Annotated in this window: 11 protein-coding genes; 4 read left to right on the top strand and 7 right to left on the bottom strand. The window is 63.1% G+C overall.

What is annotated here, in order from left to right:
* The first annotated feature begins 331 nt into the window (after positions 1-331).
* On the top strand, positions 332-2,551 hold the full coding sequence (locus ACRHIG_RS10425) for an OsmC domain/YcaO domain-containing protein (protein WP_489630115.1): 2,220 nt from the start codon (positions 332-334) through the stop codon (positions 2,549-2,551).
* Positions 2,552-3,117: 566 nt separating this feature from the next.
* Positions 3,118-3,921: an eCIS core domain-containing protein gene (locus ACRHIG_RS10420; RefSeq protein ID WP_489630114.1), complete on the top strand. Its 804-nt coding sequence runs from the start codon at positions 3,118-3,120 to the stop codon at positions 3,919-3,921.
* 39 nt (positions 3,922-3,960) lie between these two features.
* Here the strand turns inward: ACRHIG_RS10420 and coaD are convergent, their stop codons facing one another.
* The 5 genes from coaD to ACRHIG_RS10395 all read right to left on the bottom strand — a co-directional run bounded on the left by coaD (position 3,961) and on the right by ACRHIG_RS10395 (position 9,529).
* Complete coding sequence (coaD, locus tag ACRHIG_RS10415) at positions 3,961-5,118, bottom strand: pantetheine-phosphate adenylyltransferase (protein ID WP_489630113.1); 1,158 nt, start codon at positions 5,116-5,118, stop codon at positions 3,961-3,963.
* Between the two features lie 94 nt (positions 5,119-5,212).
* Positions 5,213-6,547: an ATP-binding protein gene (locus ACRHIG_RS10410; RefSeq protein ID WP_475416850.1), complete on the bottom strand. Its 1,335-nt coding sequence runs from the start codon at positions 6,545-6,547 to the stop codon at positions 5,213-5,215.
* 2 nt (positions 6,548-6,549) lie between these two features.
* Positions 6,550-7,209 (bottom strand): response regulator, encoded by a 660-nt coding sequence (locus ACRHIG_RS10405; RefSeq protein ID WP_489630112.1) that lies wholly within the window; start codon positions 7,207-7,209, stop codon positions 6,550-6,552.
* Positions 7,210-7,281: 72 nt separating this feature from the next.
* Positions 7,282-8,793, bottom strand: a complete 1,512-nt coding sequence (locus ACRHIG_RS10400; protein ID WP_475416812.1) for a Do family serine endopeptidase — start codon at positions 8,791-8,793, stop codon at positions 7,282-7,284.
* 259 nt (positions 8,794-9,052) lie between these two features.
* Positions 9,053-9,529 (bottom strand): Hsp20 family protein, encoded by a 477-nt coding sequence (locus ACRHIG_RS10395; protein ID WP_489630111.1) that lies wholly within the window; start codon positions 9,527-9,529, stop codon positions 9,053-9,055.
* Between the two features lie 223 nt (positions 9,530-9,752).
* On the opposite strand from ACRHIG_RS10395, the gene ACRHIG_RS10390 reads away from it, so the two are divergent.
* Together ACRHIG_RS10390 and ACRHIG_RS10385 are read left to right on the top strand one after the other, a co-directional pair.
* Positions 9,753-11,636, top strand: coding sequence for a M61 family metallopeptidase (locus ACRHIG_RS10390; RefSeq protein WP_489630110.1), 1,884 nt, complete (start codon positions 9,753-9,755; stop codon positions 11,634-11,636).
* A 70-nt stretch (positions 11,637-11,706) separates the two neighbouring features.
* A complete protein-coding gene (locus ACRHIG_RS10385; RefSeq protein ID WP_035827997.1) occupies positions 11,707-12,057 on the top strand; it encodes a hypothetical protein in 351 nt (116 codons plus the stop codon).
* An 82-nt stretch (positions 12,058-12,139) separates the two neighbouring features.
* On the opposite strand, the gene ACRHIG_RS10380 is transcribed toward ACRHIG_RS10385, so the two are convergent.
* Positions 12,140-12,898 (bottom strand): alpha/beta hydrolase family protein, encoded by a 759-nt coding sequence (locus tag ACRHIG_RS10380; RefSeq protein ID WP_489630109.1) that lies wholly within the window; start codon positions 12,896-12,898, stop codon positions 12,140-12,142.
* Between the two features lie 80 nt (positions 12,899-12,978).
* On the bottom strand, positions 12,979-13,683 hold the full coding sequence (locus tag ACRHIG_RS10375; protein ID WP_475416816.1) for a glutathione S-transferase N-terminal domain-containing protein: 705 nt from the start codon (positions 13,681-13,683) through the stop codon (positions 12,979-12,981).
* Positions 13,684-13,760: the final 77 nt, after the last annotated feature.

Here is a 13,760-nt window from a genome sequence, read left to right as displayed (position 1 = left end):
GTGTCCGCCTGAAACAACAGCGGCTGCGCCAGCATGGGCAGCCGCTGTTTTTTTAGGCGGGCAGCAATACACTCACGTCCGCCCAGCACGGCCAAGGCCAACATCGCACTGCGATGCGAGCTCGTCCATCACAGCTTGCGATTTTTGTATGTCAGCAAGAATATCCATATAGACAACCTTCTGTGCGATAGGTGAAAAGCCATGAACTATCATGCCTGCATCATTGCCCCAGCAGCTCCCGGCCAGCACGGCCACGGTGAACAATCTTTGCCCTGCGGCGGAAAGCACGGATAATAGCGGCTAACTCATAAGCACAGTATTGGATTACTTCATGGAAATTAAAGTCAACTTTCTCGACAAGCTGCGTCTCGAAGCCAAGTTCGACGATTTTACGGTCATCGCCGACCAGCCCATCCGCTACAAGGGCGATGGCTCGGCGCCTGGCCCGTTCGATTACTTTTTGGCATCATCGGCACTGTGCGCGGCCTACTTCGTGAAGTTGTATTGCGATACACGCAATATTTCCACGGAAAATATCCGCCTGTCGCAAAACAATATCGTCGATCCGGAAAACCGCTACCAGCAGATTTTCAAGATCCAGGTCGAGCTGCCGGCCGATATCTCGGCCAAGGACCGCCAGGGCATCCTGCGCTCGATCGACCGTTGCACGGTGAAGAAAGTGGTGCAGACGGGCCCCGAGTTCGTCATTGAAGAGGTGGAAAACCTGGATGCCGATGCCCAGGCCTTGCTGGCCCTGAATCCGGCGCCGGGCGCGAATACCTATATCGTCGGCAAGGATTTGCCGCTGGAACAGACCATCGCCAATATGTCGGGCCTGCTGGCGGGCCTGGGCATCAAGATTGAAATCGCCTCGTGGCGCAACATCATTCCGAACGTGTGGTCGCTGCATATCCGCGATGCGCATTCGCCCATGTGCTTTACCAACGGCAAGGGCGCAACCAAGGAAAGCGCGCTGGCGTCGGCCCTGGGCGAGTATATCGAGCGCCTCAGCAACAACCATTTCTACGCCGGGTCGTTCTGGGGCGAGGACATCGCCAACGCGGATTTTGTCCATTACCCGAACGAGCGCTGGTTCAAGCCGGGCCGCAAGGATGCGCTGCCGAAGGAGATTCTCGACGCCTACTGCCGCGACATCTACGATGCCGATGGCGAGCTGCGCGGCTCGCACCTGGTCGACACCAATTCCGGCAATGCCGAGCGCGGCATCTGCTCGCTGCCGTATGTGCGCCATTCCGATGGCGAGGTCGTGTATTTCCCGTCGAACCTGATTGAAAACCTGTACGTCAGCAATGGCATGAGCGCCGGCAATACCCTGGTCGAAGCCCAGGTGCAATGTCTGTCGGAAATTTTCGAGCGGGCCGTCAAGCGCGAAATCCTTGAAGGCGAGATCGCCCTGCCCGACGTGCCGCAGGAAGTGCTGGCGAAATACCCGGGCATCCTGGCGGGCATACAGGGGCTGGAAGAACAGGGTTTCCCCGTGCTGGTGAAAGATGCGTCGCTGGGCGGCGTGTACCCGGTGATGTGCGTCACCCTGATGAACCCACGCACGGGCGGCGTGTTTGCCTCGTTCGGCGCGCACCCGAGCCTGGAAGTGGCGCTCGAGCGCAGCCTGACGGAATTGCTGCAGGGCCGCAGCTTCGAGGGCTTGAACGACTTGCCGCAGCCGACGTTTGCCAGCGAAGCCGTCACCGAGCCGAACAACTTCGTCGAACACTTCATCGATTCGAGCGGCATCGTCTCGTGGCGCTTCTTCAGCGCGAAGGCCGATTACGATTTTGTCGAGTGGGATTTTTCCGGCCAGGGCGAGAACTCGAATGCCGAGGAAGCGGCGACCCTGTTCGGCATCCTCGCCGGCATGGGCAAGGAAGTGTACACGGCCGAGTACGACCAGCTGGGCGCCACCGCCTGCCGCATCCTCGTGCCCGGTTATTCCGAGGTGTATCCGGTCGAAGATTTGATCTGGGACAATACCAACAAGGCGCTGCTGTTCCGCGCCGACATCCTGAACCTGCATAAGCTGGACGATGCCAGCCTGGAAGACCTGCTCGACCGCCTGGAAAACAGCGAGCTCGACGAGTACGGCGACATCGCCACCCTGATCGGCATCGAGTTTGACGAAAACACGGTATGGGGCCAGCTGACGACCCTGGAATTGAAGCTGCTGATTCATCTCGTTCTGCAGCAATTCGAGGAAGCGAAAGAGCTGGTGGAAACCTTCCTGCAGTACAACGACAACACGCTCGAGCGCAAGCTGTTCTATCAAGCCTTGAACGTGGTGCTGGAAGTGGAACTCGACGACGAGCTGGAACTGGACGACTATGTCGTCAATTTCCGCCGCATGTTTGGCAACGAACGCATGGACGCGGTGCTGGGCTCGGTAGACGGCAGCGTGCGCTTCTACGGCCTGACCCCGACCAGCATGCAGCTGGAAGGTCTGGACCGGCACCAGCGCCTGATCGACAGCTTCAAAAAGCTGCACGCGGCGCGCGCCAGGGCGGCGATCCGCCAGAGTGACGGGGTACAGGGCTAATTCGCAGGAATGACGCCAGGAACGCCGGTCAAAACCTACTGTGCGTCGGTTTTTCAGGCGTTGTCACCCCGGCACAGATTCGACTACCGCACAATACCTGTACCGGAATACGGCGGCTACCGTGTGACCCCATGGCACACGCTGGATACGCTGCGACATGGCGCGCAGAGCAGCACCGATCATCCCTAGGCATTTCCCGCATGAGCACGCTATCCATGGCATCAAGCCGAAAAATTCCTGACTGAATTGAATGAATTGAGCTAGCGCAAAGCCTTCCTTGTTTCAGGCGAAATGCCCTGCCGTGCGCAGGGATCAGGCGTATCGTCATCGTTGTTGCCACCACCGCACCATGCCATATAACAGGGGCAACCTGCATAAGGGGGACCCATGGCTACGCTATCGCACATGACCGCTGGCTTGCTGGCGCTGGTAGGCATATTCTTCAGTACTACGGCGGCCACGGCCGACTGCCCCGATTGTCAGTATGAAGCATGCGTGCCGCTAGTCGGATGTGCCTGCCTTCCTAAAAGTGGCTGCATTCTTCCCCCGTCATCGATCCCGGCAAGGTGATTGAGCGGGGTAAGACAGATCCCATCGGCACCATTCTGAATCCGCTTGCGCCTCTCAACCCCACCGGCATCCCGACGCTAGGCGACATCACTGAATTTGCCGTAAAAAATCCCGATGCGGCAATCCAGTTGATACAAAATCCAGGCCAGATTCCCTACACGCCGGTGGCAGCGGCGATGGTATCGGCACGCAACGCCGTTGTCACAGGCGGTCATGCCAATGGCATGGAGCCAGAAATCAAGGCTTTCCTGATGCGTTGGCATTCCCCCGACTTGCTCGACTCCGTCCGCTGGACCAGCGAGTGGAGTGCTTTGCAGAACACGCTACAGGCGGCACAAATGCAATTTAACAGCAACACGCGCGCTATTACAGTCTTGAATGCCGTCATTTTTCGCAGCGATGATGATGCGCGCGATCCTGCGCTATGGGCGCATGAAATGATGCATGTCCAGCAATACAAGGATTGGGGTGTAACGGGCTTTGCCAAACAATGGGTGGATAACTCATCCGATGGCGGTCCTGTCGAAGCCCCTGCATATGCCCGAGAAAACGAAGCCAGATTGCTGTTGCCGCCGCGTGTCGGTACCCGCTCGATAGGCGTCTCGGGGTTTGCCCCGCCCATGCCACAGAAACTGCCGTCAGGATGGCTGCTGACGACATGCCAATGCTGGGGATCGGTGAGTCCCGCAGCACGGACCGGCGCGCCCGTCTGTCAATCCGGCATCGCCATTCCCCGCGCCTGCGGACCTGCCGGCATCTGCGGCGACGGGGGCGCTCCGTGGCAAACCAGTTGTCTGTGATACCCAGACCAAGGCCGCCGCCACGCCGGCGGCGTGACATCATGCACGCGAGTGCGCCGCCAGCGCCGCGATCTCCTTCTGCATGTTGTCGATGGCCCGCTCGTTGTACTGGTCGGCGAAATACGCATCGCCAAACAGCTGGCCCGCCTGTGCCTTGGCGCACAGATGCTGCAGGGCCAGGCCCCGCTGTTCGTTGAAACGCGCGGGGTCCACGTGCGCGTATTCGCGGACGATGGCTTGCGTATACGCCAGGTACACCTCCTCGTCCTGGCCCAGGATGGCCAGGTCGGCGCTGAGCATGGCGTCCTTCAGCGCGTGGCTGATGCCGGGACCCTGGAAATGGTCGGTGGCGCGTATCAATTGCGCCACATCCTGATTATCGCCCGCATCGAGGCCGCTGGCCAGCCATAGCTGGGCACTGGCCTCTTCGCTCGAATACAGGGCGTCTTCGTCGTGGCTGTAGACGGCGTCGTGGAACCAGAACGCCTTCTTGACCAGCGCGCTGTCGCGCTTGGGCGCATAGGTATTGTCGGCCCACACGCGGATCTCGGACAGACCGTGCACCAGGTGGTCGAGGTTGTGATAGTGGCGGTCCGCGCCGCCGTACGCCTGCGGTCCCGTCAGGTACGCGAACCAGTGGTCAAACAGGGCGATGTCCGCTGGCGAGGCGGTGGCGTAGTGCCACAGCACTTCCCACTCCTTGCGCAGGCAGTCGAGTATCCACGCCTGGTAGGCCGGGCCGGGGACGAATTTCTTCATGGTCCAGTTCCAGCCGACGGGCCCTTCCAGCGCCTTGACGAAGCTGGAACTGACGGAGCCGAGGTCGCGCGGCGGCATGACGAAGATCGTCTTGGCGCCCTGCAACACGTCCACATTCGTTTGCTGGATCAGGTTTTCATAGTCGAAATCGGCCGTCGTGCGGATGCCGCGGATCAGGTAGTCGCAGCCATGCTTTTTCGCCGCGCGCGCCGTGTAGTCGCCCTTGACGATGACCACCTGCACATTCTCCCAGCCGCATTCGCGCGCGCTCTGCTCGATGATGCGCTTGCGGTCTTCGGCGGGAAATTGGGGACGCTTGGCGGGGTTTTGCGACAGGAACACGATCACCTCGTCGGCGAGCGAACGCGCCTCGCCGATCACCCACATGTGGCCGTTGGTGATGGGATCGAGGGTTCCTGAAAAGCCGATCTTCTGCATGCTGCGCTCCGTTTGCTTGATTGCTTATTGCGCAGACAATATATGCCAGCGGCGCGCGCGTCAATGCAACATGCCAAAGATCATGATCAAAACGTTATTTTTTTACGGCTTGCGGGAATTCCACGCGCACGCACAGGCCGCCCAGGCGCTCGGATTTGTCGAGCACCAGGCGCGCGCCATGGCGCTCGGCGATGGCCTTGATGATGGCCAGCCCCAGGCCGCTGCCGTTGGCGTCCGTGCCGGGCACGCGGTAGAAGCGGCTGAAGACGCGTTCGCGCTCCTCGGGCGGGATGCCCGGGCCACTGTCTTCCACCGATAAGGTCACGCCGACGGGGCTGGCGCGCAGGTCGATGTCGACCGTGCCGCCCTGCGGCGTGTACTTGATGGCGTTGTCGACCAGATTGCGCAGCATGATGTTGAGCGCGTCGGCCTGGCCGGCGACGCTGGCCGCATCCATGTGGTGCAGGCCCAGGTCTATCTTGCGCGCCTGCGCGATGCCGGCCATGTCGCCCAGCGCGCGCTTGACGACGTCGTTCAAATCCACCGCCTGCAGCTGGTCGCCGCTGGCGGCGCTCGCTTCCTGGCGCGCCAGCACCAGCAATTGCTCGACCAGGCGCGTGGCCCGCTCGATGCCGGCGCTCACGCGGGAAATGGCCAGGCTGCGCTTTTCTGCCGATTCGGCCCGCTCCAGGCTCAACACCTGCAGCTTCAAGGCCGCCAGCGGCGTGCGCAATTCATGCGCGGCGTCGGCGACGAAATGCTGCTGCGCGTCGAACGCCGTTTTGACACGGCCGAACAAAAGATTGAGCTCATGCACGAGCGGGCGCACTTCGTCGGGCAAGCCCGCTTCCGAGACGGGCGACAGGTCGTCCGCCTGGCGCGCCGCCACCTGCTTGCGCACGCGCGAGACGGGCGCCAGCGAACCGCTGACGACCCACCAGACCACCAGCATCAGGATAGGCGCCATCAGCGCGATGGGGCCGACCGTGCGCAGCGCCAGGCTGCCGGCCATGCGCTTGCGCACGGCCATGTCCTGGGCGATCTGCACCGTCTGGGAACTGGTTTGCACGGAAAAGATGCGGTAGGTGGTGCCGTTGGCCTTCACATTCGAAAAGCCCAGCACGGCGCGTTGCGGCAGTTCCGCGCGCGTGATCGAACGGAACACCTGCACGCCGTCCGGCGTCCACACCTGCACCACCATGTCATTGTTGACAGGGTCGGCCGGCAAGGCTTGCGCGTGGTTGGCCAGCGGCGCGCCCGAGCGCAGCGACAGGGCCATCTGCTGCATGTGATAGTCGAAAATCTGGTCGGCGTCGTACAGGGCGCTGCGGTAGGCGATCGAGGCCTGCGCCAGGGCCGCCATGATGATGGCCGCCAGCAAGAACCACAGCAGGCGGCCGCGCAGCGAGTGCGTCACCGTGACCTTCATCCTCATGCCTTGGGCACCATGTAGCCGAGGCCGCGCACGTTCTGGATCAAGTCGCTGCCCAGCTTCTTGCGCAAGCCGTGGATATACACTTCCACGGCATTGCTGTTGACTTCATCCTTCCAGCTGTACAGCTTTTCTTCCAGCTGCGCGCGCGACAGCACGATGCCGGGGCGCGCGATCAGCGCTTCCAGCACGGCCCATTCGCGCGCCGACAAGTTGACGGGATGGCCTTCGGCAATCACTTCGCGCGTCAGCGGATTGATGGTGACGCCCTGGTGTTCGAAGACCGGTTCCGGCCGCCCCGAGGCGCGCCGCAGCAAGGCGCGGATGCGCGCCAGCAGTTCGTCGAGGTCATACGGTTTTAATACGTAATCGTCGGCGCCCGCATCGAGGCCCGCGATGCGCTGCTCGACGGCGTCGCGCGCCGTGGCCACCAGGACCGGTGTGTCGAGCTTGCGCAAGCGCATCGAGCGCAGCACGTCGAGGCCATCCTTGCGCGGCAAGCCCAGGTCCAGCAGCACCAGATCATAGGTCTGCGTCTGCAGGGCCGTATCGGCCATGTCGCCATCCTTGACCCAGTCCACCGCGTAATGCTCGGCGCGCAGCAAATCGAGCACCACCTCGCCGATCATCGTGTCGTCTTCTACCAGCAATAGCCGCATGGCCGCTCCTTTTTATTTATTTGCCCCATAGCGGAAGGCTGGGGTCAGACCCGGCGGGTCTGACCCCGGTATTTACCCCAGCCGTACAGGAATGAAGATCTTGTCCGGGCCGCGCTGTATCAGCAAGGCCACCGACTTGGCGGATTTTTCCACCACGTCGCGCACCTGCTCGACCGTGTTGACGGGACGGCCATTGACCGACAATAGCACGTCGCCCGGCTGCACTCCGGCATTCGCGGCGGCGCCGCCCGCGTCTTCCACCAGCAGGCCGGCGCTGATGCCCGCCTCGCGTTTTTCATCCGATTGTAACGGACGCAGGGCCAGGCCCAGTTTTACCTTGCCGGCGGCGCTGTCGCTCTTCGCCACTTCGGCCACCTTGTCGGCCGCATTGCCCAGGGTTGCCGTCAGGCTGACGATCTTGCCGTCACGCCAGACATCCATGGTGATCTTGTCGCCTGGCAAGGATGTCCCCACCAGCGCCGGCAAGTCGGCCGAGCCGATGATGCGCTGGCCATTCACCTTGCGCACGACGTCGCCCGATTTCAGGCCCGCCTTGTCGGCCGGGCTGCCCCGCTCGACGTTGGCCACCAGCGCGCCTTCCGGCGTGGCCAGCTTGAACGAGTCGGCAAAGCCCTGGTTGACTTCCTGCACCGTCACGCCCAGCTTGGCATGGCTGGCCTTGCCCGTGGCGACGATCTGGTCCTTGATGCGGCCGGCCAGGTCGATCGGGATGGCGAACGACAGGCCCTGGAAACCGCCCGTCTGGCTGTAGATCTGCGAATTGATGCCGACCACTTCGCCGCGCGTGTTGAACAGGGGGCCGCCCGAGTTGCCGGGGTTCACCGCCACGTCCGTCTGGATGAAGGGCACATTGCTGTCGTCCGGCAGGGAGCGGCCCTTGGCGCTGACGACGCCGGCCGTCACCGTGCTGTCGAAGCCATACGGCGAACCGATGGCCAGCACCCACTCGCCCACTTTCAGGTCGCTCGAATGGCCGAGCGGCACGACGGGCAGGTTGTTGGCGTCGATCTTCAGCACGGCGATATCGGTCTTCGGATCCGTGCCGAGCACCTTGGCGCGGAATTCGCGGCGGTCGTTCAGTTTGACGGTCACTTCGCGCGCATCGCGCACCACGTGTGCGTTCGTCATGATGACGCCGTCGGGGCTGACGATGAAGCCGGAACCGAGGCCGTGCGTGGGCACGTCGCGGCCACCGCGCTGTCCGCCTTGCGGGCCCTGGAAGCGGCGGAAGAATTCGAAGAAGGGGTCGTTGCCGAAGTCGTCGTTGCCGGCCTGGGCCGATGGGTCGTAGGCCACCTTGGTGCTGCCCGTGACGCTGATATTGACGACGGCCGGGCTGTTGCGCGCGGCGATCTGGCTAAAGTCGGGCAAGGCCACCAGCGGCGCGCTGGCGGCAGGCGCCACGGCGGCAGCCACCGGGGCTGCGGGCGCAGCGGCGGCATTCGCGCCGGCATTGTTCTGATGCACCACCATGGCGCCGCCGGCGCCCAGCACACCGATCGCGGCCAGCGCGGCTACGGTGCGTTTGATTTTCAGGGATGCGGTATTCGTTTGCTGTTCCATGAATTGCTCCTCATTTAATGAGATTTTGATGTATGCAATAGTGGGCCACGAGTCTTAGGCGGTGCTTAACATTTTTCCATTTGGAAACAGGCATTTGCGCCTTTAAGCAGGGTTTAATCTTGCGTGCTCCGCGCACCTCGCATGGCGGGCAATGAAGTGCCCGAACGGGCTCCGGACGTGACACTGGCCGGATCAACCGGCCAGTATTTTACTGCATGGGAGAGGCTAGCCCGGGCGCCCGAGGGGCGCCGCGATCAGATCAGGCTGCCTGGCGCTGTTCCAGCGCATTCACGTTGGCGGCGATGGTGTCGCTGCCGCTGCCGCTGCCGATCTCGATCTTGCGCGGTTTCAGCGCCTCCGGCACTTCACGCACCAGGTCGATGGTCAGCATGCCGTTTTCAAACGTGGCGCCCGTGACCTTCACGTGGTTGGCCAGCTGGAAACGCTGTTCGAAATCGCGGGCAGCGATGCCGCGGTGCAAGAAAGTACGCTCGACGCCATCTTTCTGCTTGCGGCCCGTGACGTGCAGCGAGTCGCGTTCGGTGATGATGTCGATCTCTTCGCGCGAGAAGCCGGCCAATGCCATCACGATGCGGTACTTGTCTTCCGACACCAGTTCGATGTTGTATGGGGGATAGCTCGGTTGCGCATCGGCGCGCTGTTCGTTGAGCAGCTGTGCCAGACGGTCGAAGCCGATGGCGGAACGGTACAGGGGAGCAAGGTCAAAAGTACGCATGATAAATATCCTTTTCAAATGAAGCGATAAGAGGGGCGGACCTCACCGTGAGCATCCGCCTGTTACCGATATACGGCCTCTCCAGTGCCTTTCAAGGCCTTGAAATTGGCGTAAAACGCCCCAGACGGCCCAAAATTTGTAAGAAATTTTTACAGAATGCTAGACTTCCCGTTTGCCATTCCCGCCGCCGCCCCGTCCCATGCCCCGCTCCATGCCCCGTTCCATGCCCTATTCCCGCGCCGTCCTGTCCCTGTCCTTCTCGCTCCTCATTTGCGCAGTGGCCCAGGCCGCCGCACTTGGCGCCGCCCCCATCGTGCTGCATGTGGATGCCAGCAATGTGGCGCAGCAACTGTTCAGCATCCGCGCAAGCATTCCCGCCGCGCCCGGCAAGCTGACCTTGCTGTATCCGCAATGGGTGCCCGGCAACCACGGCCCCAGCGGCCCGCTGAACCAGCTGGCCGGCTTGCGCCTGTCCGCCAACGGCGCGCCCCTGGAGTGGCGGCGCGACCCCGTCAACATGTTCGCCTTCCACCTCGACGTGCCGGCCGGCGCCACGGCCGTGGAAGCGCAATACCAGTTCCTCTCGCCCGTCGACACGAGCCAGGGCCGCATCACCATGACGAGCGCCATGCTGGGCGTGCAATGGCATGCGATGACCCTGTATCCGGCCGGGCGCGCCGCGCGCGACATCCTCGTGCAGCCCAGCCTGACCCTGCCGGCCGGCTGGGAATTTGCCAGCGCCCTGGAAGTGCGCGCGCGGGCGGCCACGCCGGCCAGCCAGCAAGTCGATTTCGAAGCGCTGGACCTCGACACCCTGGTCGACTCGCCCGTCTTCGCGGGGCGCCATTTCGAGCGCATCGACCTCGATCCGGGCGCCAAAATCCCCGTGCACCTGAACGTGATGGCCGACGGCGCCGACAGCCTGGAGGCGACGCCGCAGCAAGTCGAGCAACACCGGGCCATGCTGCAGCAAGCCTACAAATTGTTCGGCGCGCGCCACTACCGCCACTATGATTTCCTGCTGGCCTTGAGCGACGAGTTCGGCGGCATCGGCCGCGAACACCTGCAGTCGAGCGAAAACGGCGTCAAGCCCGGTTATTTCAGCGAGTGGGACAAGAACGAGGCGGGCCGCGTGCTGCTGCCGCACGAGCTGGTGCACTCGTGGAACGGCAAGTTCCGCCGCCCCGCCGGCCAGGACACGCCGGATTTCAATACGCCGCTGCAAAACAGCCTGCTGTGGGTCTACGAAGGCCAGACGCAATACTGGGGCAATGTGCTGGCGGCCCGCTCCGGCCTGGTGGCCCCGGCCCACATGCGCGACCTGTTCGCCGCAACGGCGGCCCATTACGACGTCATGCCCGGGCGCAGCTGGCGCACCATGCAGGACACGACCAACGATCCCATCATCAATGGCCGGCGCCCCATAGCCTGGAGCAGCTGGCAGCGCGACGAGGATTACTATATGGAAGGCGCGCTGGTCTGGCTCGACGTCGACACCACCATCCGCGCACTGTCGGGCGAGCGCCGCTCGCTGGACGACTTCGCGCGCAGTTTCTTTGGCATGCAGGACGGCAGCACGACGCCCCTGCCCTACACGTTCGAGGATGTGGTGGCGGCCCTGAACGCCGTGCAGCCGCACGACTGGGCCGCCTTTTTGCGCACGCGCCTCGATGGCCACGGCCCCGGTGCACCGCTCGATGGCCTGGCCCGCGCCGGCTGGAAACTCGTCTACCGCGACGCGCCCACGCCGTTCCTGAAAGCGAATGAAGAGCGCAGCAAGAGCACGGACCTGAGCTATTCGCTGGGTTTGACGATCGACAAGGATGGCAAGCTGGGCAAGCTGCTGTGGGACGGCCCCGCCTTCCAGGCGGGTTTGTCCGGCAACACGACCTTGCTCGCCGTGAATGGCACGGCTTACACGCCCAAGCTGCTGAAGGCGGCCATCCAGGCGGCCAGGACCAGCCCGCAGCCGATCAACTTGCTGGTCAAAAAGGGCAAGCAGTTCCAGACGGTAGCGCTCGACTACCACGGCGGCTTGCGCTACCCGCAGCTGGAGCGCATCGCCGGCACGCGCGACCGCCTGTCGGCCATCCTGCAGGCGCGCTGAGGCGGAGATTGCCCGGTGATTTTGCGCCGCGCGCCCTATGCGGGGCCGGCTTTTGGTGTATGCTGACGGCATGAACAATGACACCGACATCCAGCTCAGCGGCCCCTTCAAGGCCACCGACGGCTCCGGCCGTGCCCATGACATCAAGGCCATCCGCATCTTCGACGAAGGCTACGGCATCATCGACGTCTACGTCGACTTCGCCGCCCCGCTCGAAGCGGGCGCCTACAAGGACAAGACCCTGGTCGGCCACATCCTGGCCCGCCTGCGCAGCCTCGGCTACGTCGGCCCCGACTTCGGCCACGGCGACCTGGGCTTGCAGGACAAGAAGCTGATCGTCCTGGAAGCGCCGGAGGAATTTTCCGCCTTTGCAATTAGTAAAGGCTGGAAGGATCTTTCGGCAGAATTCGACGAAGACTGAGCCTTCAAGCTATCAGCACCATCTGCGCCGTACCCGCATCTTGCCGGTACGGCGTTTTTCATGCGCGACAACTTGGTTCAGCTTAGTTGATATAGCGCGCGCTCCAGGCGGCAATCACATTGGCGACATAGGCCGCATCATTGCGCCCCGTCAACAGGTGGTCGGCATCGTCGAGCGAGACGAAACTTTTCGGGTGCTTCGCGGCAGTGAAAATATCCATCGCGTTCGACAGGCTCACCGTCGTGTCCTTCGGCGCGTGCATCACCAGCAGGGCGCGGCGCAGGCCGGCGATGTGCTCCTTTAAACTGTGGCTGCCCGCGTCGTCGACGAATTGCTGGCGGATGCGGAAGGGCCGCCCTTCCAGCTGTACCAGCGCCTCGCCCTCGGCGGCGATCTGCTCCAGGTGGTCGCTGAACATGCGCGTGACATACGCGGGCGTGCTCGGCGCGGCCAGGGTGGCAATGGCGGCGGCTTCCGGCACGTGCGCGGCCGCGGCCAGCACGGCGGCGCCGCCCAGGCTGTGGCCGATCAGCAATTGCGGCGCAGCATGTCTGGCCCGCAGGAAATCGGCCGCAGCGATCAAATCGTCCACGTTCGACGAGAAATTCGTGGCGGCAAACTCGCCTTCACTGGCGCCCAGTCCCGTGAAGTCGAAGCGCAGCACGGCGATGCCGTGTTCCGTCAAGCCTTGCGCGATGCGCCGCGCGGCCAGCACATCCTTGCCGCAGGTAAAGCAGTGGGCGAACAGCGCATAGGCGCGGATAGCGCCGTCGGGCGCGTCGAGCCGCGCCGCCAGCACATGGCCGTGGGCGCCGGGAAAATCTTGCCGGGTGGATTTCATTGTCTCAGATCAAAGCTGCCGCGCAGGGCGGCCGAAGGCGCATTGTAGCGCCGCCCGGCCGCCGCCGCAGTTGGCCAACCTTATCCGCGCTGCGGGATGTCGATCCCCTTGATGACGGCGGGACGGGCAAGGAACGCGTCCAGCGCGCGCCGCACGTTCGGGAAATTATCAAAACCGACCAGGTCGCCCGCGCCATAGAAACCCACGAGGCAGCGCACCCACGGGAAGATGGCGATGTCGGCAATCGTGTACTGACTGCCCATGATCCAGTCGCGGCCCTGCAGGCGCTGTTCCAGCACGCCCAGCAGGCGCTTCGCTTCGCCCAGATAGCGCTCCAGCGGACGCTTGTCTTCGTACTCCTTGCCGGCGAATTTGTGGAAGAAACCCACCTGGCCGAACATGGGGCCGATACCGCCCATCTGGAACATCAGCCATTGGATGGTTTCGTAGCGCAGGCCCGCGTCCTGGGGCAGGAACTTGCCCGTCTTTTCGGCCAGGTACAGCAGGATGGCGCCCGACTCGAACAGGGCCAGCGGCTTGCCGTCGGGACCGTCCGGGTCGAGGATGGCGGGAATCTTGTTGTTGGGATTGAGGGACAGGAAGGCGGGCGACAGCTGGTCGTTCTGCTCGAAGCTGACCAGGTGCGGCTCGTACGCCAGGCCCAGCTCTTCCAGCAGGATCGACACCTTGATGCCGTTCGGCGTCGGCAGCGAGTACAGCTGCAGGCGCTCGGGGTGCCGGGCAGGCCATTTTTGGGTGATGGGAAAATCGGAAAGCGGTGTCATGGATATCCTTCATTTCAATTAAAGACGCGGCGCAAGAAAGCAAGTATAGCCAAGCATGGCAGTTTCAGCAGGACAGC

The organism is Janthinobacterium sp. C22 (genome assembly GCF_057919405.1).
The sequence above is the reverse complement of the archived record's forward strand: the minus strand, read 5'-3'. Positions and strand labels throughout refer to the sequence as shown.

What these genes read in the sequence shown, in the direction of transcription:
- coaD (WP_489630113.1), bottom strand. Translation starts at nt 5,118, where the DNA reads ATGCAGAAGATCGGCTTTTCAGGAACCCTCGATCCCATCACCAACGGC.
- ACRHIG_RS10400 (WP_475416812.1), bottom strand. Translation starts at nt 8,793, where the DNA reads ATGGAACAGCAAACGAATACCGCATCCCTGAAAATCAAACGCACCGTA.
- ACRHIG_RS10385 (WP_035827997.1), top strand. Translation starts at nt 11,707, where the DNA reads ATGAACAATGACACCGACATCCAGCTCAGCGGCCCCTTCAAGGCCACC.
- ACRHIG_RS10395 (WP_489630111.1), bottom strand. Translation starts at nt 9,529, where the DNA reads ATGCGTACTTTTGACCTTGCTCCCCTGTACCGTTCCGCCATCGGCTTC.
- ACRHIG_RS10375 (WP_475416816.1), bottom strand. Translation starts at nt 13,683, where the DNA reads ATGACACCGCTTTCCGATTTTCCCATCACCCAAAAATGGCCTGCCCGG.
- ACRHIG_RS10410 (WP_475416850.1), bottom strand. Translation starts at nt 6,547, where the DNA reads ATGAAGGTCACGGTGACGCACTCGCTGCGCGGCCGCCTGCTGTGGTTC.
- ACRHIG_RS10380 (WP_489630109.1), bottom strand. Translation starts at nt 12,898, where the DNA reads ATGAAATCCACCCGGCAAGATTTTCCCGGCGCCCACGGCCATGTGCTG.
- ACRHIG_RS10405 (WP_489630112.1), bottom strand. Translation starts at nt 7,209, where the DNA reads ATGCGGCTATTGCTGGTAGAAGACGACACGATGATCGGCGAGGTGGTG.
- ACRHIG_RS10425 (WP_489630115.1), top strand. Translation starts at nt 332, where the DNA reads ATGGAAATTAAAGTCAACTTTCTCGACAAGCTGCGTCTCGAAGCCAAG.
- ACRHIG_RS10390 (WP_489630110.1), top strand. Translation starts at nt 9,753, where the DNA reads ATGCCCTATTCCCGCGCCGTCCTGTCCCTGTCCTTCTCGCTCCTCATT.